This is a genomic window from Streptomyces sp. YGL11-2 (assembly GCF_050054615.1).
Taxonomy (GTDB): Bacteria; Actinomycetota; Actinomycetes; order Streptomycetales; family Streptomycetaceae; genus Streptomyces.
Genome location: NZ_JBNHIN010000090.1, coordinates 1 through 17872 on the forward strand (window position 1 = coordinate 1; position 17872 = coordinate 17872).

General features: G+C 67.3%; 13 protein-coding genes. 5 read left to right on the forward strand and 8 right to left on the reverse strand.

Translation table 11 applies throughout. The annotated features are described in order from the left end of the window. Positions 1-162: 162 nt before the first annotated feature. Positions 163-1806: a protein kinase domain-containing protein gene (locus ACO1BR_RS42075; RefSeq protein WP_426800408.1), complete on the reverse strand. Its 1644-nt coding sequence runs from the start codon at positions 1804-1806 to the stop codon at positions 163-165. Between the two features lie 298 nt (positions 1807-2104). On the opposite strand from ACO1BR_RS42075, the gene ACO1BR_RS42080 reads away from it, so the two are divergent. Continuing rightward, positions 2105-2419: a hypothetical protein gene (locus tag ACO1BR_RS42080; protein ID WP_426800409.1), complete on the forward strand. Its 315-nt coding sequence runs from the start codon at positions 2105-2107 to the stop codon at positions 2417-2419. Positions 2420-2521: 102 nt separating this feature from the next. On the opposite strand, the gene ACO1BR_RS42085 is transcribed toward ACO1BR_RS42080, so the two are convergent. From ACO1BR_RS42085 to ACO1BR_RS42115, 7 genes are all read right to left on the reverse strand, one after another. Continuing rightward, positions 2522-6760: an FtsK/SpoIIIE domain-containing protein gene (locus ACO1BR_RS42085; RefSeq protein ID WP_426800410.1), complete on the reverse strand. Its 4239-nt coding sequence runs from the start codon at positions 6758-6760 to the stop codon at positions 2522-2524. Between the two features lie 6 nt (positions 6761-6766). After that, a complete protein-coding gene (locus tag ACO1BR_RS42090) occupies positions 6767-7453 on the reverse strand; it encodes a sensor histidine kinase (protein ID WP_426800411.1) in 687 nt (228 codons plus the stop codon). A gap of 159 nt (positions 7454-7612) precedes the next feature. Continuing rightward, a complete protein-coding gene (locus tag ACO1BR_RS42095; protein WP_426800412.1) occupies positions 7613-8230 on the reverse strand; it encodes a LuxR C-terminal-related transcriptional regulator in 618 nt (205 codons plus the stop codon). A 404-nt stretch (positions 8231-8634) separates the two neighbouring features. After that, positions 8635-8904, reverse strand: coding sequence for a hypothetical protein (locus ACO1BR_RS42100; protein ID WP_426800413.1), 270 nt, complete (start codon positions 8902-8904; stop codon positions 8635-8637). 112 nt (positions 8905-9016) lie between these two features. Further along, positions 9017-9952: a serine/threonine-protein kinase gene (locus ACO1BR_RS42105; RefSeq protein ID WP_426800414.1), complete on the reverse strand. Its 936-nt coding sequence runs from the start codon at positions 9950-9952 to the stop codon at positions 9017-9019. Then, positions 9859-14097 (reverse strand): trypsin-like peptidase domain-containing protein, encoded by a 4239-nt coding sequence (locus ACO1BR_RS42110; protein ID WP_426800415.1) that lies wholly within the window; start codon positions 14095-14097, stop codon positions 9859-9861. Before ACO1BR_RS42110 ends, ACO1BR_RS42105 begins: the two co-directional genes overlap by 94 nt. Positions 14098-14099: 2 nt before the next feature. Next, a complete protein-coding gene (locus ACO1BR_RS42115; RefSeq protein ID WP_426800416.1) occupies positions 14100-14474 on the reverse strand; it encodes a CU044_2847 family protein in 375 nt (124 codons plus the stop codon). 296 nt (positions 14475-14770) lie between these two features. On the opposite strand from ACO1BR_RS42115, the gene ACO1BR_RS42120 reads away from it, so the two are divergent. From ACO1BR_RS42120 to ACO1BR_RS42135, 4 genes are read left to right on the forward strand one after another with little or no spacing between them, the layout of a single operon-like run. Further along, on the forward strand, positions 14771-15193 hold the full coding sequence (locus tag ACO1BR_RS42120) for a hypothetical protein (RefSeq protein ID WP_426800417.1): 423 nt from the start codon (positions 14771-14773) through the stop codon (positions 15191-15193). 45 nt (positions 15194-15238) lie between these two features. Continuing rightward, positions 15239-15973 (forward strand): ABC transporter ATP-binding protein, encoded by a 735-nt coding sequence (locus tag ACO1BR_RS42125; protein WP_426800418.1) that lies wholly within the window; start codon positions 15239-15241, stop codon positions 15971-15973. After that, on the forward strand, positions 15973-16941 hold the full coding sequence (locus tag ACO1BR_RS42130) for a hypothetical protein (protein WP_426800419.1): 969 nt from the start codon (positions 15973-15975) through the stop codon (positions 16939-16941). The genes ACO1BR_RS42125 and ACO1BR_RS42130 overlap by 1 nt, the downstream gene beginning before the upstream one ends. Further along, positions 16941-17759, forward strand: a complete 819-nt coding sequence (locus ACO1BR_RS42135; protein WP_426800420.1) for a hypothetical protein — start codon at positions 16941-16943, stop codon at positions 17757-17759. Before ACO1BR_RS42130 ends, ACO1BR_RS42135 begins: the two co-directional genes overlap by 1 nt. The last annotated feature ends 113 nt before the right edge of the window (positions 17760-17872 follow it).

The window sequence follows — 17872 nt, forward strand, 5'->3', positions numbered from 1 at the left end:
AACAACAACTCACCACATCACATACGCTGTCACTCGTCGCATGAAACCCGGTGTCCACTCCCGGGGATCAGCCTCACCCCGGCCCGACCCCCACTTACGCCGGCGCGTTGATCTGGCTCCGGAGCCTGCGCCCCGCAACGTGATCCGAACCAGGAGCACTCCCTAGCAGCGGTACTTTGCGCCGCTCGGGGTGCTGAGGCGGCCGAGGGCTATCCACCCCGAGGTGTATTCACCGTCCACGTGCACCCACTCCCAGGTGCTGCCGTTGGCGTTGACCACGTAGCAGCCGAACCAGACCTTCCGGCCCTCGTTGACGGCTGCCACGTCTGCGCACTCTGGGTAGGGGGCCGCCTTGAGGTTGTAGTTGCCGGTCAGGTACGCGTACGTGCCCGGGTGGGGGTCCTGGTGCTTCCATTCACCGCAGTTGGGCGCGGGGGTGGTGACCGTCACGGAGGGGGCCGGTTGCGGCACTGTGCCCCCGTTGCCGCCGCCCGAGGTCCCCGGTCCGGGGGTCCTGGCACCAGGCGCCCCTGGTGGGGTGACGGTCCCGCCCGGGTTGCGCGGGGGATGGTCGGACGCGCTCGGGGACGTGGACGGGCCCGGTGTCGGCTTGGCTGACGTGACGCCGGCAGAAGCGCTGGCGGACACGGACCGCTTCGGCGACGTGGACGGTGTGGCATGGGACGCTGCCGAGGCGGTCCGGTCCGTCCCCTGATGTCGTGTCAGCAGCGTCGCGGCGACACCTCCGGCCGCGACGAGTACGACGGCCAGCGCGGCGGCGAGGAAGACCTTCCCACGGCGCCTACCCGTCGGGGCGGCAGCCTCCCGGCGTGGCAGACCTCCCGTCGTGCCTCCCGCAGCGGTTACCGGGCCGGTGCTGGAACCCGGTTCGACGAGTGACGTCCTGGCCGCCATCGCCGTACGCGGCTCGATCAGGTTCCTCAGCGGTTCGGGCCAGTGCGGCACGGTATGGCCGTCCCTGACGGCGGCGGCTACCGCTGCGGCGGTCGGGCGTTGTTCGGGGTCCTTGTGCAGACACCTGCTCACCAGGTCGTGCAGTTCCGGGTCGTAGTCCCGGAGCCCTGTCAGGTCGGGTGGTTGGTGCACCACGCGGTAGAGCACTTCTGTGGGGCTGCCACCGCCGAAGGGTGGTCGGCCTGTCGCTGCGAACATCAGGAGGCCGCCGAGGGCGAAAACGTCGGAAGCGGCTCCCACCACACCGGTTGTGGCCTGCTCGGGCGCCATGTAGGACGGTGTGCCGACGTGCTGGCCGGTCACCGTCACCTGACTCAGATCGCTGGCGTGTGCCACGCCGAAGTCGATGACCTTGGGACCGTCGGACGCCAGGATCACATTGGACGGCTTCAGGTCGCGGTGAATGATGCCTGCCTGGTGGATCGCCTGCAACGCGTTGGCCGCTCCGAACGCCAACCGCCAGACCGCCGCTCGTGGCAGCGAGCCCTGCGGGCCCACCGCGTCGTCCAAGGGGATTCCGGGTACGTATTCCGTCGCCATCCACGGCCGTGTCGCATCCGCTTCCGCGTCGATCAGGCGGGCGGTCGAACCGGTGTTGAGCCTCCGGACAGCCTCCAGTTCGTGTCCGAAGCGCCGTCGGAACTGCGGGCTGTCGGCCAACTCAGGGCGTATCACCTTCACCGCTGTCAGGCGGCCGTCGGACCAGCCGAGGTACACCCGTCCCATGCCACCGGCGCCCAGCACCCCGAGTAACCGGAACCGTCCCACCCGCTCCGGGTCGTCCGGTGTCAACGGGCGGGCGCCCAGCACCGCCAACTCGGCTTCAGTCATTCCTGAGTTCATGGCCATCCCTTTCGCGCTGCCAGGTGGAAAACCGTATCCAGCCGTGGGCAGGCGGGCCGAATCCGTGCAGGTTCCAGCCGACACCAGCCCGCGGCCCTCTCCCCGGAGATGGCCGGGGAGAGGGCCGCGGGCTGAAGGGTCGAGATATCAGCCGCTGAAGGTGCCCGCGCCGCTCTGGTCGCTGTGGTCGATGTTGTCGATGGAGCTCTTCGCGTTCCTCCCCATGGTTTCGAGGCGCTGGTTCAGCGAGTGGGCCTGCTTGAGGAACGCATCGAAGNTGGTCGCTGTGGTCGATGTTGTCGATGGAGCTCTTCGCGTTCCTCCCCATGGTTTCGAGGCGCTGGTTCAGCGAGTGGGCCTGCTTGAGGAACGCATCGAAGTCGGAGTTGAACTTCTGCGCAGCCGCGCCCCTCCAATCGTTCGGGTCGCCGAGCTGCTTGCCGGCCGCCTGAACCTCCTGCAGTTGGTGCTGGTAGGCCACTACGGCCTGGTTGAAACGGTCCGCGTTGCTCTGGGCGTTCGCACCGGCGAGAACCTGAACAGCCATGGTCATAAGCCTTCCTGTGCCCCCCGGCCTTGCCATTGCGTACCGGGCTTCTGAGGTGACTTGAGCTTAGGGCGAGGCAGGCACCGGGAGTAGCGTTCACCGTGTCGGGCATTGGCAGGACACGTTCTTGTGGTGCGCGCACCACATCGGCGCCGTTCACGACCGTTCCTCCGGCAGCGCGGCTTCCGGTACGGCGCCCTGGATGGCGTTGAACGAACCGTCGGTGACGAGGTATCCGCGTCCCGGCCGCATGGCCAGTGCGGGGCGCCGCGGCAGGTTGGTGCCGAGGAGTTCGCCATCGAGCATGTCGGGCATGAGCAGCACGCCGGACCGACTGCGGCGTACATTCGCCAGCCAGTGCATGCCACTGCGCACTTCGCCCTCGTTGCGTGCGACGGCGATGACGTGGATGCCCGGGTCCTGATGTGTCGTCAATGCCACGAACAGGCCGCTGAAGTCCTCGAACGCGTCGGCGTCGTCGATCAGGACGGCCGGGGGCCGCTCGTTCTCCTCGACGAGAGCAGCAAGTTCGGAGATGTCCGCCACGAGGCGTACAGGTGGCGGTAGTTGGCGTATCGGCGAGTTGCGGGGTGCGTAGGCGAAGATCGGGGCGTCCACGGCCTTCAGCAGGCCGGTGGCCACCGTGGCCAGAAGTGTGCTGCGTCCGGAACGGCGCGGTCCGGCGATCAGGACGTGGTCGTGTTCATGGATGGCGAGGTGGACCGGGGCGAGGGTCTCCTGCGCAACGCCGATGGGGATGGTCCAGGGGTGTGTGGTGGCGCGTGGTGTGGCCTCCAGTGTCGCGAGGGGCACTATCGGTGGCAGCGCGCCGATGGTGGGGACTTCGTACGTCCCAGGCCAGGCGTGGCATATCTCGGCGACGTCCCGGGCCAGGTCGGCCCCGGGGGCCGCCACCTGCACGACCTGTCGGGTGGCGGCCACCAGGCCGCATCCTGGGCTGCCGGCGGGAACTTCCCGTACGGGTATGTTGAAGGCGGAGTAATCGGACGGGTCGGCGAGCCGCAGTACCAGCTTCTGTGCGGTGCGAGCGAGCCAGTTTCCCGGGATTCCGCCCGCGCGGTCCACCGTGCCGACGAGCGCTATGCCGACAGCGGGTCCTTCGGCGTAGACCTGGGCCAGGCGCGTCATCAGACCGTCCAGCACCTGGTCGTCACCGCCGGTCAGCAGCGCGCCGAGTCCGTCGACGACGACGAGCCAGCGGGGGAAGCCCGTACCGCCGCCCGCCTTGCGGTGCTCCAGCTCCTTGGTGAGCAGGCCGATGAGGCGGATCATCCGCTCCCGGTCCGAGCTGCGGACGTATCCGCCGGTGTGAGGGAGCTGGGACAGAGGTGCCAGGTCGCCGGCGCCGTGGTCGAGGACATGCACATGGAGCCGGTCGGGTGACAGAACGCGCGTCCAGGCCAGAACCAGCGTGGCCAGGGTGGTCGTGGTGCCGGAGCCGACAGCGCCGAAGACCAGGAGGTTGCCCGCGTCCGGGTCCCAGCCCAGGGGGAGCTGGCGCTGGTGGTCGGGGTCGTCGGCCAGGACGAAGGCGGGCAGCGCCGTCGTGAGCGTCTGCAGGCCGGTCTCGGCGTGCACCGGCAGTTCGCCGAGGGGTAGACGGTGCGGCAGCGGGTCCGGCCACGGCGTGCGCGGTACGGCGTGACCGCCCGCGGCAAACGTGTCGCAGGCGAGATCCACCAGGCGCTGCAGGTCGGTGCGGTCGGTTTCGGCGAGCGGCTTCTCGGCCCGTGGTTGGTCCGGCACACCGCGCCCGAAACCGAACGGCGCCAGTCGCAGCCGTTCGTGGACGGCCCCGGTGGCGGTCACCGTGGTGGCAAGCGCGGTCTGGACGGCCTCGACCTCCCCGTTGGAGACTCGGCGGAACGCCCGGCCCCACTGCCGGGGTCCGATCGTCGCCGCGGCCGGGGAGTCGAGCACGTCCCTGGAGTCCTCCGCGGTCTCCAGGCGCAGCGCGATGCGCAACTTGACGTTGGCCTTGATGGCATCGCTCACCGAACCGGCCGGCCGCTGTGTCGCCATCACCAGGTGAACGCCCAGCGTGCGGCCCCGCTGGGCGACGTCGACGAGCGCGTCCACGAACGTTGGCAGCGCCTTGACCAGGGTGGCGAACTCGTCGATCACCACCACCATGCGCGGCATGGCCTCCAGATCGGGCCGTGTGTTGTCCCGCAACTGCTGGTAGGAGCGGAAGTCGGAGAGCCCTGCCGCGCGCAGCATCCGCTCCCGGTGCCGCAGTTCGGCCTCCAGACACCGCAGGGCGCGCATGCTCAGCTGCTCGTCGAGGTCGGTGACAAGCCCCACGACATGGGGCAGCCGCGCACACTCGTCCAGCGCGCCGCCGCCCTTGTAGTCGATGAGGACGAAGACCAGGTGGTCGGGGTCGTTGCCGGTCGCCAGAGCCGCGATGAGAGTGCGCAGAAGTTCGCTCTTGCCCGAGCCGGTGGTGCCGGCGATCAGCGCGTGCGGCCCGTCGTCGTCGAGATCGACCTCGTAGCGGCCCCCGTCGGTGACGCCGAGAACAGCCCGGGCCCGCAGAGTGCGGGCGCCCGCCCGCCAACGCTCAGCCAGCGCCTCGGTCTTGAGATCCGGTAGGTCGAGCAGCGGTAGCAACGGGGTCTGCTCGGGGAGCCCCGCACCGGCCAGCGCGATCTCCGGATCTTCGAACCTGGCCAGCGCCCGCGCCGTGGCACGGGCACGCTCCTCGCTCACCCCGGCCACCAGCATGTTTCCGTGGCGCTCACCGGACGCGGCGTAGCGCAGCTCACCGGAGCCCGAAGCCTTGACCGTCAACGCGACTTGGCACAACGCAGGAAGCGGATCGGCGAGGATGATCGCCCGAGTGGCTCCGGTACGTTGGGTGAGCAGGTCGCGCAGCGGGCAGTTGCGTCCTTCGAGCAGGCCGGCGCCGTCGACGACGACCAGCAAAACGCCCTGCTCCGCTTCCGGGAACGGGTGGTTGGCAAGGAACTCGGCGGCCAGTGTGTCGGATTCCGCACGGCCTACCGCGACCATCCGGGTCGTGCCCTGGGCCCGGTCGAACAGGTGCGGCAACCATTTCGCCCACTCCCAGCGTGCCGACCAGGCGGAGTTGCTGAAGACCGCCACCGCCATATCGGCCGGGCCGGCCGCCACCGCGGCCTGACACAGAAGCATGCGCACCGCCGCGAGCGCGGCATCGCGCTGTCCCTCGACGCCAAGCACCCGGTGGGCCCCCAGATCCACCACGACCGGCACGCGCGGCAACTCCCCGAACCGCGCGAGCACTTCGGCCGCTTCGTCGGGCATGGCGTCCTGGCGGCTCCGATCGCCGGAGAGCTGCGGCTGCCAGGGCTGGTCCCCCATGCCGACCGCAAGTTTCAAGAAGTCGTCGGAAGTCGCGCGCCTTTCCCACAGGCACGCCCCGGGCATCTGGGCACGGAAGGCGACCTCGGCTGGGTCCAGCCCCTCGGTCCGGCGGCGCACCAGCTCCGCACGATGCTCACGCTCCACCGCCGCCTCGAACGCCTGAAGCGCCGTCCGGTAACCCAGCTTGCCCGTACGGCGGCCACCCCTACCACGTAACCGCTCCTCCAGCGTGGACGCGAGATACGCGATCGGTGTCAGCACCGCGAAAGCGGCGAACCGCGGATCCCGGAAGAGCCAGACCGTCACGACGGCGAGCCCGATCGGCGCCAGCAAGGAGGTGAAGAGGAACGGCGACCGGCCCGGGCGCTCCGGCGGTGTTGGCGGTTCCAATGGCACTGGAGCCGGAAGCGCCTCCCGTGCCTGGCGCGGGAACGGCACAAGCCAACCGTGCCGCACCCCGTGCACGGTGTCGACCCTCGCCCGCCGACGATCGTCGGGCGGGGTGACGACACGCACCAACGCACCGCCGCCCACGCCGATCACATCGTGCTCGGCGACCGTGGTCGCCTTCGTGATCAGTACGCCATTGACGTCGACACCGTTACGGGACCCCGCGTCCGCCACGGTGGCCGGGCCCGCTTCCGGCACGGTGACGACGCCGTGCTGGCGTGAGACCGACGGGTGGTCGATGCGTATGCCATGAGGCACGGTCTCCCGCCCGATGGACGTTTCGCCTTGCAGGAGCGGCACTCGCGCGCCGGCGTCGAGCCCCGCGACCACGCGCGCCTCCAGAGGTGGCCGCTCGGGCCGGGTGTGCGCCACCGCCGGCGCGGGCTCGACGGTGGAGCCGGTCACCAGCCCGGACGCCTGCAGCCCCACCGAGCCCGCGACCAGGCGCCCGTCGATCACGAGAGCCGCCGGGTTCTGCCCGAGCGCCTCTGCCAGGTCGCTGATCTGCGCTGTGGGGTCGGTGACGGTGAGGACGTGCTCGGTTTCGCGAGCGCCGTCGTGAAAGAGGAATTCCATGTCACCTCAAGGAATGGGGAGCCGAAGCTCCACGGAAGTGCCTTCGCCTTCGGCGCTCTCGATCAGCACGGCGCCGCCGACCTCGGTGATGCGGCCGATGATCGATCGCCGTAGTCCCGTGCCGCTCTCCGGCTCGCCCTCGAATCCACGGCCCGCGTCCACGACCGTGAGCACCAGACCGTCCCGTCCGTGGTTGACACGTATGGTGGCGACGTCGGTGCCGGCATGTTTGACGACGTTGGTCAGTGCCTCGCGGGATGCCTCCACCAGGGCCGCCACATGGGACCGTGGAAGCCGGTCGTGTGGATTCCCGGCTGCGGCGAGGCCGGCGGTGTTGACCTCGACCCGCAGGTGCTGCAGGGCGTAAGCCCGTGCCAGGGCCTCTAATTCCGCTACCAGATTGCCCGGTTCCCGCTCCCTACCGGTCTCCACCAGGTCGCGCAGCCATGCCGCCTCGTGCGCGACCTGGCTGCGAACCCCTGTGTCGAACCGCCGGTCGCCCCGGGCCAGCATCTCCATGATCTGCAAAACCCGGTCGTGCAGGATCCGTTGATGCCTCTCACGCTCCTCGGAACGCGCCGCCTCCTGCGCGACATGGATCGCCTCCGCCGCCTCCCGGTCGAGCTCACGCCCGGCCGCTCGCGCAGATCTGACGCCCAGGACTGTCAGAATCACTGCCACCGAGGCGGTCACACCTGCGGCGAGAACACCACGGTTGCCGGCACCCGCGGCCCACCACACCATCGGGCACGCAACGACGACCGTTCCCACCGAAGTACGGATCCATCGAGCCGCAAGCCGCTCCACCCCCGTCGGCCCCACTCTGGGCATCCCCCGCTACCCCGCTCCGCCCTAAGTTCGTCGCGCTGCCAGTGCGATCCTGGTCAACTCGGCTTTGTTTCGCGCCTGGAGCTTAACGCGGATGCGCTCCACATATGTATCGACCGTCGCCTTCGTGACGTTCATACGCCGGGCGGCCTGCGCATGGGTGAACCCGGCGGCGATCAGATCCAACGCCTCGCGCTCCCGCGGAGAGAGGAGCTCCGACGGGTCTTCGGGCACAGTCGGCGGGGGCGTGAGCGCGGCGGTGAGCACGTCCGCCAGCTGCGGCGAGAGCGAGAACCCCCCGGAAGCCACCGTGGTCAGCACCGCGAGCAGCGTCGCCTTGGCCGTGTCCTTGGTAACGTAGCCGCTCGCTCCGGCCCGCACAACCGCCAGCACGTCGGCGGGCGCCCGCGACGCGGACATCACCAAGACCCTTGTATGTGTGGCGAGTTCAGCAACAGCGGGCGTCGACGGTTTGCCATCGGCCAGGTAGAGATCGAGCACCACGACATCGACCGAGTCATCGCGGGGCAAGGCGGCCGGGTCATCGACGGAGGCCACCACTTCGAACCGCGGGTCGGCGGCGACCAACGCCGCAACGCCCTCTCGTGTCACAGGATGGTCGTCAACGATCGCCACCCGCACAGTTGTCACCATGCAATCGTTGCAGTGAGGTTGATTGGGTGTCAATCTGAATGCCCCATCACGTCAACCTGCCTGGCGCTCCGGAGCGACTGAGACCCGTGCATAGGGCCGGATCGTGTTCTTGGGGCCGGCGTGGCGCTGAAGCAGAGCCAAAGGGTATCGATCAGAGCCATCAGCCCAACTTGCGCCACCGCGAGCCGTGTTCACACCTTCGGGCATAGATCAGCCACGAGACGTGCTCAACCAGCTCGTGCGGGACATCGACCATGGCACGATACGGGACCGAGCGAGGCTCCTCGGACGATGCATGCTGCCTAGGAACACCACCGCAGTGACCAGGAGTCTCGTCTCGTTACACCACCCTGCTGTCCTGCAGCTTCCCCCGCAGGACAGGAGAAAACAGTTCATTGACTATGGATGTCAGCCGCGACAATGGCACCGTCGCGCACTGTGTATGTTCCTGCAAAGTGACGGTGGGTTCCGTCCGTCTGGGTGGCGTCCAGCTCGACCTCCACTGTCTCACCATTGACGGAGTTTATGGTGACCGATTCATTGGCTGTGCCTTCGAAGGATTTCTCGAGGGACTCATAGGGTCCCCCCTGAATGTTCTTGCCGCCGAGTTCCCAAGCCTGCCTATAATCAGCAGCGTTGATAGCGTCGAAATACGACTTCACGGTGCTGTCTGGGCTCTTCACAGCCGGTGGCGGAGACGCCGTGGAACTCATCGACGACGGTGAAGAACTTGCCGTCGTCGATGGGGAGTTGCCGGTAGTCGGTGGGGGGTTCTTAGACGTCGATGTGACGTTCGGGGGCTGTTCCGTATGCTGCTGCGGGGGAGTCTGGGTGACGGTTGGCGACGTGGACTTCGACCCCGGCGTTGTTCCGTTCTCGGTGGTAAGTGCCCACACCAGGCCGCCGATCAGGATTGTCGCCATTACAGCAGCGAGTACGACCAGCAGCCTCCTGCGGCGACCGCGACTGGTGCCTGGGGCTTCCGGAGGGGCGAGCCCCTGGCCGTCGGAGCGGTGCCCGGCGGAGGGGCACCCGGTCCCTGGTCTTCTGGAACCCTGCCGCCGTACGACGGCACGGGTATTGATTGTGCCGACCTTGTGGACTGGTCGGCGGGCGCTTCACCTGCGGATTCCGCCCCATTGGGACGAACCACTTGGGTGGCGGAATGTGTCTCTTCTGGGGCTGCCACTCCGGCCGCCACGTCCTCCAGCATGCGCTGCGCCTGGCTTGCCGTGGGCCGCGCATCCGGGTCCTTGCGCAGCAGCGCCTCGATGACCGGGCAAGAGGGCCGGCGTGACGCGGTTCGGGCAACGGGTCTGAGATCACGGCTTGCAGCGTGCTCAGGGTCGAGGTGCGCCAGAAAGGCGACTGGCCCTCGACTGCGGCATACAAGGTCGCGCCCAGGGACCACAGGTCTGAGGGCGGACCCGGTCGGTGGCCCGCAGCGCGCTCTGGGGCGAGATAGTCGGGAGAACCCACGATGTCTCCAGTACGGGTGAGCCCGGAGGAACCTCCGAAGAGCGCGATGCCGAAGTCGGTGAGGACGGCCCTGCCGCTTCGCTCCAGCAGGACGTTGGCCGGTTTGACATCTCGATGCAGAATCCCGAGCTGAGGCGTTATTCGCCGTGACACAGTAGTTCGTCCGGGATGGAGGTCCCTATGCTCGCCCGTTCGTCGGAAGTGAATTCGCGGTAGCCGATCTGGCGGCACAGGTCGTGCATCCAGTCGTCCGGGTTGAGTCGGATGATGTGGTAAGGAGATGAGAGTTCGTTGTCGCGAAACAGAATGGTTCGTCCGTCGGCTGATGCGCTGACGTACGAATATCCTGCGCTGTCCAAATTTTTGGATGTGCCGAAGGTGTAGGCATCTTGCGCCTGTCCGGCTTCGATGTCATAGAAGCGTACCGATGTGCCTGCGGCGGTCAAGAATTGGCCAGAGGGGAGGAACCCGGTAGTGAATTCCTGATCATCCTTATCGCTAGTGAACAGCGGCCCAATCCGCTTGCTGGGCGGGTTGCTCTGCCAGAGTTCTATGTTCTTTCCCCGGCGGAGTAGGGCGAAGTGCTCTCCGGTTCGGTCGAACTGTACGTTCGCGGTGTCCGGTCCAGTTCTGATCTTGCGTGTCTCGCGTCTGGCCGCGATGTCGATGATGTGGACATAAGGGTCTCCCCACACCACAACGGCAATGTCGTCGGGTTGTGGGTAGGGCGCGAACTCGATGTCAGGGTGGGGAGGAAGATCGTGAATCACCTGCCTCAGGTCCAACTGTGCCGTCTTGTCAGCGGTGTTCCGGTCCCACCTTTGCACTACGGTGCCGGACCGGGTCACCACACTGTCGCCGTCGAAGGAGAAGCGGAAGTCCGGCTCCCCCTCGCTGTCCGTCGGCGGGTCCGCAGCAGTGATAGTGCGGACCGGTTCAAGGTCTGAGGACCGGCGGAGCACGACGGTCCGTTTCCCGGTCTGGTCGGCGACCGTCTTCCCGTCCGCGCTGAAACCGAGCTTCGATTTCTGGCTTTCGAAGTCCTCTTGTTTGCGCTGTGCTTTGGCGAGTACCGATCCCTGATCGTCCGCTGTGCGGCGCTCGATGTACTTTCCATCATTCGAGAGGCCCACGACCGATGTACCGTTCGGAGAGAGCTTCGGCTGTGGAAGGGGATTGAGGGGTGGGCTCTGCGGAAGGGGCGGCACGTAGAAGACGCGTTTTTGGGTGGAGGCCAGGATGGCGGGTTTTCCGTGGGGCAGAACGATTTTGTTGATTGTTTCGTCGTAGTGTCCCCCGGGTTCGGTGAAGGGGCACCGGTTGTTCTGCAGATCGAGCAGGGACACGCTCTCTTTCTGCGTGACCGCCCACCTGCCGTTGTCGTCGATCGCCCGCAGTCCGCAGTCCTCGTCGTCCGCCAGGCCGCTGCTTGTGTACCGGCCAATGATGGTGGGGTGACTGGTACTGCGGATGACGAGGGTGTGCTTTCCCTTTGCGGTCGCCGACTCGCAACTGGCGACAGCGCCTCCCGCGTCGGAGACAGTGAAGTGCGCACCCGCCGGCATGAGGGTTTGTGTGTGGTGTACCTCCCGGTCGATGGCCAGAAGTGAACTCTTCTTCGTCTCCGAGTCGAAGACGGCGGCCAGCAGCGTCCGGCCGTCCGGCGCGATGCGCACGGCGTCGAAACTGGTGGTCGCCGAGAGTCCCGACGGGAGCGGAACCTTGCCCCACCCCCCGCGTTCGAGGTCCCACCACACAACGGAAGTAGATCCCGCACCGGTAAGGACGACGATACGGCCGTCACGGGAGATCGCGGCGTCGCCACTGATGTTGCTGAGTCCGGACGGTGGGCCAAGTCGGGCCGGAAGATGATGTGCCGGGCCGATCAAGTGCCCCGATGGGCCATCGCGCTGGACATCGAACCAGACCACGTCCCGGTTTTCGGTGAAGAACCCGGCTCGGTGGCCGTCTTGGGAAACGAAGTCGATTGCGGCTTGGTACGGCAGGTCGAGCCGCTGTCCGCGCACCGTTCCCGTCGCCGCGTGGACGTAAAGTGTGGGCTTGCCCGCCTGCGAATGTACGAGGACCACTTCGCCGTCCTCGCTGGCGGCGAGGCCGCGCACGGAGCCGTCCGACCCGGAGAGCATGCGCTGATCTGCAGGATAGGCGAGCTGAGCCCGCAACAGGGCGTCACGTGCCTGGTCGGTCGGGGATGTGCGGTAGGAGGCCAGGGCCGTCATGACGGAGAGAACCGGATCCGACGGGCTGATGTCGGCCGATCGCTGTGCAAGTGCACGTGAGGTCGACTCAGCCGCGCGCTGGCCGCTTACGTACCGGTAGTAGGCAAACAGCGAGCCGAGCAGGAGGGCCAGCACGGTGAGGAAGGTCAGCGTGGTCACAAGGGCACGCCGCTGTCGCTTGCGTGCGTGTCGGTGCTCCTTGCCGCGGCGCAGGTAGTCCTTCTCGGTTTGGGTCAAGAACGTACCGCGGTCCTGCAACCAGCGCTCGGCGGATTCCAGCGCCGTCCGCGTCGGCAACAGGTCCGGCGTCCTGCCGTTGCTGTCCCAGCGTTCATGGTCGTGGCGCAGCGTTTCCCGCCAGGCGAGGAAGGCGCGGTCCTCCTCCACCCAGTCGGCCAGCCGTCGCCATCCGCTGATGAGGGCCTCATGAGCCGCCTCGACCGTCTCGACGCCTTCTGGGGAGCGATTGGTGACCAGAAGGCGTGCGTCGGTGAAGGCTTGTGCGATGTCCCAGGATTCTGCGTTCAGTTCGCTGCGCAGGGCCGTACGCCGGGTGACTGCGCTCGCGGTGAGGGGGACACGTACCAGCGAGGCGAACAGATGGTGGGCGGCCGGTACCGCAGGCTCAGGGACGTGGGCGTTCCACAGCCGTTCGGCGTGGTGCCCCACAGCGCCCGCGACGCCTCCCAGGGCCTGGTATGCCTCGTGGGTGAGGAATCCGCTGCGCTGGCTGTGCCACAGCCGGTCCAAAGTGAAGCCGAGGAGGGGCAGGGCGCCGGGTTCCTCTCCGGCGTCGGACAGGACGCGCTCGACGAGACCGGGCTCGTAGGCGATTCCGGGAAGGGTGGACACCGGCGCGGTGACGATCGCCCGCAGTTGCTGCGGGCTGGGAGCGCTGAGGGCATAGAGCCGATTGCGGAGGATGGCGCCCACCTGCTGATGGGCCAATGCGGCTTCCAGGAAGTCGGCGCGGAGGGTGGTGAGGACGTGCAGGGTCGGCGGGAGATCTGCCGTGTAGAGGGCATCGGCCAGTTCGCCGACCTTGTCGGGTGCGAGGACGAGCAGTTCCTCGAACTGGTCGACTACGAGCAGCAGCCCCCGTGTGCCGTGCCGTTCCCCGATGGCGGCGACACTGTCCGCGACGCCGTGCCGGGACAGGACGCGGACCATGGACGGAAGCTTGTCCAGCCGCTCGACGGCCGTCAGGTCGGGCTCCAGCAGGGGCAGGAGTGTGGCCGCCAGCGCTGACAGCGGTCGGTTTCCGGAGGCGGGACGCAGTACGCCTACGGAGAAGCCCTGAGCACGCAGACGTGGCACGACGCCGGCCAGGGCGAGCGAGGACTTACCGGATCCGGACGGGCCGACCAGACACACCTGGCGTTCGGCGGCGATCCTGGCGGTCAGCTCGTCGCTCTCCTCCTCCCGGCCGTGGAAGGAGGCTGCATCCGCCTCTTGGAAGGGGGCGAGGCCGCGGAAGGGGGACACCGGTTGGGTCAAGGCTCGCAGTGGTTCCCAGCTGCGCAGGAGCACGTCGGTGGGGATGAGGTAACTCGCTGAGGGTTCCCCCGACTCGGCCACCGCTACCATGCCGATGACGGCGGCCAGGTCTTCGTCCCAGACTGGACTGCCGCTGAATCCTCCGGAGACCCGGTAACCATCGGATGCCAGGTCCGTCTGGATCCGCCCCTCGGATTGACGCGACCGCAGCACACCGGCGTGCCAGACACCGGCCGGGCGCCCTTGGGGGAAGCCGAATATGCGGGCAGGGTGCCCCCACACGTCTGCGGCGTCGACCAATGTGACCGGACGCCCGTGCGGGATCGCCTCCTCAAGCTGCAGCACCGCGACGTCGTCGTCCGCCGCGAAGTGCACGATCCGCGCCGGCACCCCGTCCCCGCCGATCACGGGGCCACTCGACAGTGGCACTGACACCAGCAGCCGTGCGGCGTCGTCCGGCGGTTGTTCCTCGGGTGTTCCTAGGGCAGCGCTGACCACATGGGCGCAGGTGACGGCCGTCCGATCCGCTACCAGGAAGCCGGCACCCCAGCAGATTCCCCGTTGATCCGCAATGCGCAGGACGGCGAAGTCGAGGATGCCAGCGCCGCCCATGTTCAACGGCTCACGGGCTTTCGGCACCCTCACTGCTCCCGCTGATCAGCCCGGGAGCCCTTGTCCTCCCGGTCGCTCGGCCGGTCCCATTTCAGGGCCACTTTGAAGTGCGCCTGCGCCGTGCTGCTGCTGATCACGATGTCGGCTTCAGCCGAGAGCGACAGGCCGAACTCGACGGTGATTTCTTGCGGCCCTTGCGTCATCTCGGAGAAGCTGCCCACCAGTTCCTGGGCCACTGGGCGGACACTGGACAGCATGTCGCCCATCGAGCGCGTCGCCCTGGCCATCACCTGTCCCGGCCGCGACACCTTCACCAGCCCGTCGGCCGGCTTCTCCTGGAGCTCAACCTTGACGACTTGCGCTGCATCGCTGTCATCAAGTGGCAACTCGACCAGATACGCCATCATGTTCCCCCGTCACGCCGTCATGTTCCCCTCGTGTCCTGCTGGGCACGAGCGCGAACACCACTTCACCGTTGCCGATCGCAGAAGATCTACAGGGATTTTGGCCAACTTCGGGTGCGAACACCCCGCCGCGTCACCGAGTAGACGCATTGCCAAGTTCCTGTGGACTCTGCGCTAACGACATCGGCCGCGGCGGACCGGCATCCTGTCGCATGTCAGAAGACCGGGGGCAGTGCGTGGCACTCTGACGGCTGTGCTTCCCGGTGCGTTCATTTCCATCTGGGAGGCGATCCACGATGAATCGCAGGCGTCTTGCAATCGTCGCCGCAGGCGCAGCTCTGGTCAGCGCACTCTTCGCCGGACAAGCTTGGGCCAGCGGAAGCTTCGAATGGCAGGCGAACGGTCTTTACTCGGGCGGTGGTTTCGAGTCCCGTACGTGGTTCTCCAACGGAGAGAACAACCTCGCGCTCCATACGTGCAACGACTACATCGACCGCTGGTCCGGAGATGTGCACCTTTCGGTCTACCACGAGCACGACGTACTCCCCGATGTGAAGGTGGGAGAGCTCGCGTGGAAGTGCGACAACAGCTACACCTGGCAGTCGTACCCCGACGGTGGGCCCGGTGACTACCACTGGACTTTCAACGGTGAGCTGGGCCCCGACGGCGACGTGACGAACACGGTTGTCGACATGACGGGCTCCAACTCGTACAACTGACCTCTTGGGGAAGCCACAGACCTCATGAACACGCAAGACACCAGCGTGCGCCCGGCCGTCCTGGTCGGGCGCACAGTGCGCAAGAGCTACGGCGATCAGCACGTCGTCAACGGTGTCGACCTGCAAGTCCACGCCGGTGAAGTCGTGGGCCTTCTGGGGCTCAACGGCGCCGGCAAGACCACGTTGATGCGGATGCTGGTCGGACTCCTGCCACCCTCCGAAGGCATGGTGGAGGCATTCGGCGCGGCGGCACCGTTCAAACCGGATACCGCACGTCGGATCGGTGCCTCGCTGGATGTCCCTGCCTTCTATCGGTGGATGAGCGGGCGCACCATGCTACGCACGCTCCTTCACACAGGCGGTGACCGGGACGAGGGGCAGGTACAGCGCGCCCTGGAGCTGGTGCAGCTCACGGACAAGGCCGACAAGCGGATCCGGACGTACTCTCAGGGAATGCGCCAGCGCCTTGCACTGGCGAGCGCGCTGCTGCGCTCGCCGGATCTGTTGGTGCTGGACGAGCCGAACAACGGGCTCGACCCCCAGGCCGTGCGGCTGGTCCGGAGCATCGTCGAGCAGCAGCGTGCCCGCGGCACGGCCGTGCTGGTCTCCAGCCATCAACTGGACGAGGTACAGCGGGTCTGCGACCGGGTGATCGTGGTCCGCGAAGGATCAGTCGTGGCCGAGGGGCCCTTGGACGCGCTGCCGTTCGGCGGACCGGGCCAACCTCAGAGCCTGGAGGAGTGGTTCTTCGAGCTGCACGACGAGGAGCCGACCCGATGATGCGCCTGCTGATCGGCAGCGAGCTGCGTAAGCTCCTCACTCGACCGATCGTCTTCGTCCTCCTGACGGTGTTCCTGATCGGCATTGCCGACATCACCTGGACCGGGCAGAAATTCGGCCGAGAGCAGTGGCAGGCTTCGGTCAACGACTACAACATGCTGCATGACCAGGTGAGGACCTTCGCCAACTGCGCGGGCAGGTCCGGCCAGGATCTTGCGGACTGCCACCGGATCGCCCTGATCGAATGGCATGACGCTCAATCCTTCCTCGCCTGGGGCAAGTCCATCGGTGCAGCCGGTGCCGCAAGCCAACACCCACTAGGAGCCCCCGGCTGGGTGGCCGGACTACTCGGCTCGGCACCGGGCATAGTCGCGGCCTTCCTTCTCGCCGCCATGGCCGTCGCCGCCGAGTGGGAGAAGGGGACCGCCACCGTGCTGCTGCTTGCGGAGCGTCGCCTGGACCGGATCCTGCTGGCCAAAGGGATCGCCCTCTGGTCCCTGCTGATGGGCATGCTCGCCATCGGCACACTTCTTGTTCTCGGGCTCGACTACTGGTACTTCGCACACGCCTACCCGCTGACCGAGCTGATACCCAGCAACAATGCACTGATCTGGTACTCGATCCGACGCGTCGCCACCGCCGCCGTCGTTACGGCCGTCGCGGTGGGACTCGGCGTCCTCGCCGCCGCGCGCTGGCGGACCCGGGGGGCGGTGATCAGCTTCGGTGCGGTCCTCGCTGCCACCGCATTCCTCGGTGCGCCGTGGCCAGTGATCTGGCAGTGGACGCCGGCCGGAGTTGTCGCGTCACTGGCGCACTACACCAGCAACCACGGGATCTGGGACCACGCCTGGCCGGCAGCAGTGACACACCCCGCTCCGTTACTCCTACGCGCCGCCGTTGCGGCGACCCTGGTAGGCGGCCTCGGATGGTGGTTGCGCTCCGGCCACCCAAGGCGTGGGCTGCTGTGATGCTGTGGCGATACGCCGCCGAGGCTCGGCGGCTGTTGACCCCCACATTCCTGCTCACAGCTGCCGGGGTGCTACTGCTCGAAGCAGCGATGACGGTCCTGGGCACACAACAGGCCGCGATCCGGGCCGGCGGCCGCGCCACGATCGCAGCGGCGGGCACGCTCGGTGGCGCGCTGCGGACCAGTGCCATGCAAAGTGGATCGCTGGCCGGCCTCGTCGTCGCTACCGCGCTGGCGATCGTGCTTGTCTCGGCCGACTTCGAAGCCGGCGTTTTCGTCTCCTGCCTGCTCGTCGAGCCGCGACGCGCGGTCTTGATGGCACGCAAGTTCCTGATCGCTGCGGCCGGTTCCGTCGGCTTCACGCTGATCGGTGCCCTGGTCGTGCTGGGAAGTGCGCATCTCGCTCAATGGCACTACGGCGCAGTCAGGTTGAACGCGGGATCACCGCCCTGGAGCCTGGTTCTGGAGACGGCGGGACGCGCAGTGCTGGTACAGGTACTCTTCCTCGCGACAGCAATGAGCGCGGCCACGCTCCTGCGCGGAGCCGTGCCCATGGGCTCCGCCGTACTCGGCGCCGTCCTTGCGCTCGCACCCGTATGCCGCACCCCTGCCGCCCCCTGGATTCCGCACTACTGGATCAGCGCGTGGATGGGCTTCACAGCAGACGACCAACTTCAGACATACCTCTGGAATAGTTCTTCCTCAGCGGCATCCATCCCCGCGTGCCTCACGGCAGTCATCGCCTCCCTCTGCGCCACGCTGTCGGGGATCCTCCTGGGCATGCGTGGCGATCGCTTCCTCACAACCACCGATTTCTAGCGGTAGTTTGTTAATCAGGGCGGTAGATGTTGATGGGTGAGGCTGATCCCCGGGAGTGGACACCGGGTTTCATGCGACGAGTGACAGCGTATGTGATGTGGTGAGTTGTTGTT

Excerpts from the sequence above, each read along its gene's own strand:
- ACO1BR_RS42075 (WP_426800408.1), bottom strand. The coding sequence starts at position 1,806 with ATGACTGAAGCCGAGTTGGCGGTGCTGGGCGCCCGCCCGTTGACACCG.
- ACO1BR_RS42085 (WP_426800410.1), bottom strand. The coding sequence starts at position 6,760 with ATGGAATTCCTCTTTCACGACGGCGCTCGCGAAACCGAGCACGTCCTC.
- ACO1BR_RS42115 (WP_426800416.1), bottom strand. The coding sequence starts at position 14,474 with ATGGCGTATCTGGTCGAGTTGCCACTTGATGACAGCGATGCAGCGCAA.
- ACO1BR_RS42120 (WP_426800417.1), top strand. The coding sequence starts at position 14,771 with ATGAATCGCAGGCGTCTTGCAATCGTCGCCGCAGGCGCAGCTCTGGTC.
- ACO1BR_RS42130 (WP_426800419.1), top strand. The coding sequence starts at position 15,973 with ATGCGCCTGCTGATCGGCAGCGAGCTGCGTAAGCTCCTCACTCGACCG.
- ACO1BR_RS42135 (WP_426800420.1), top strand. The coding sequence starts at position 16,941 with ATGCTGTGGCGATACGCCGCCGAGGCTCGGCGGCTGTTGACCCCCACA.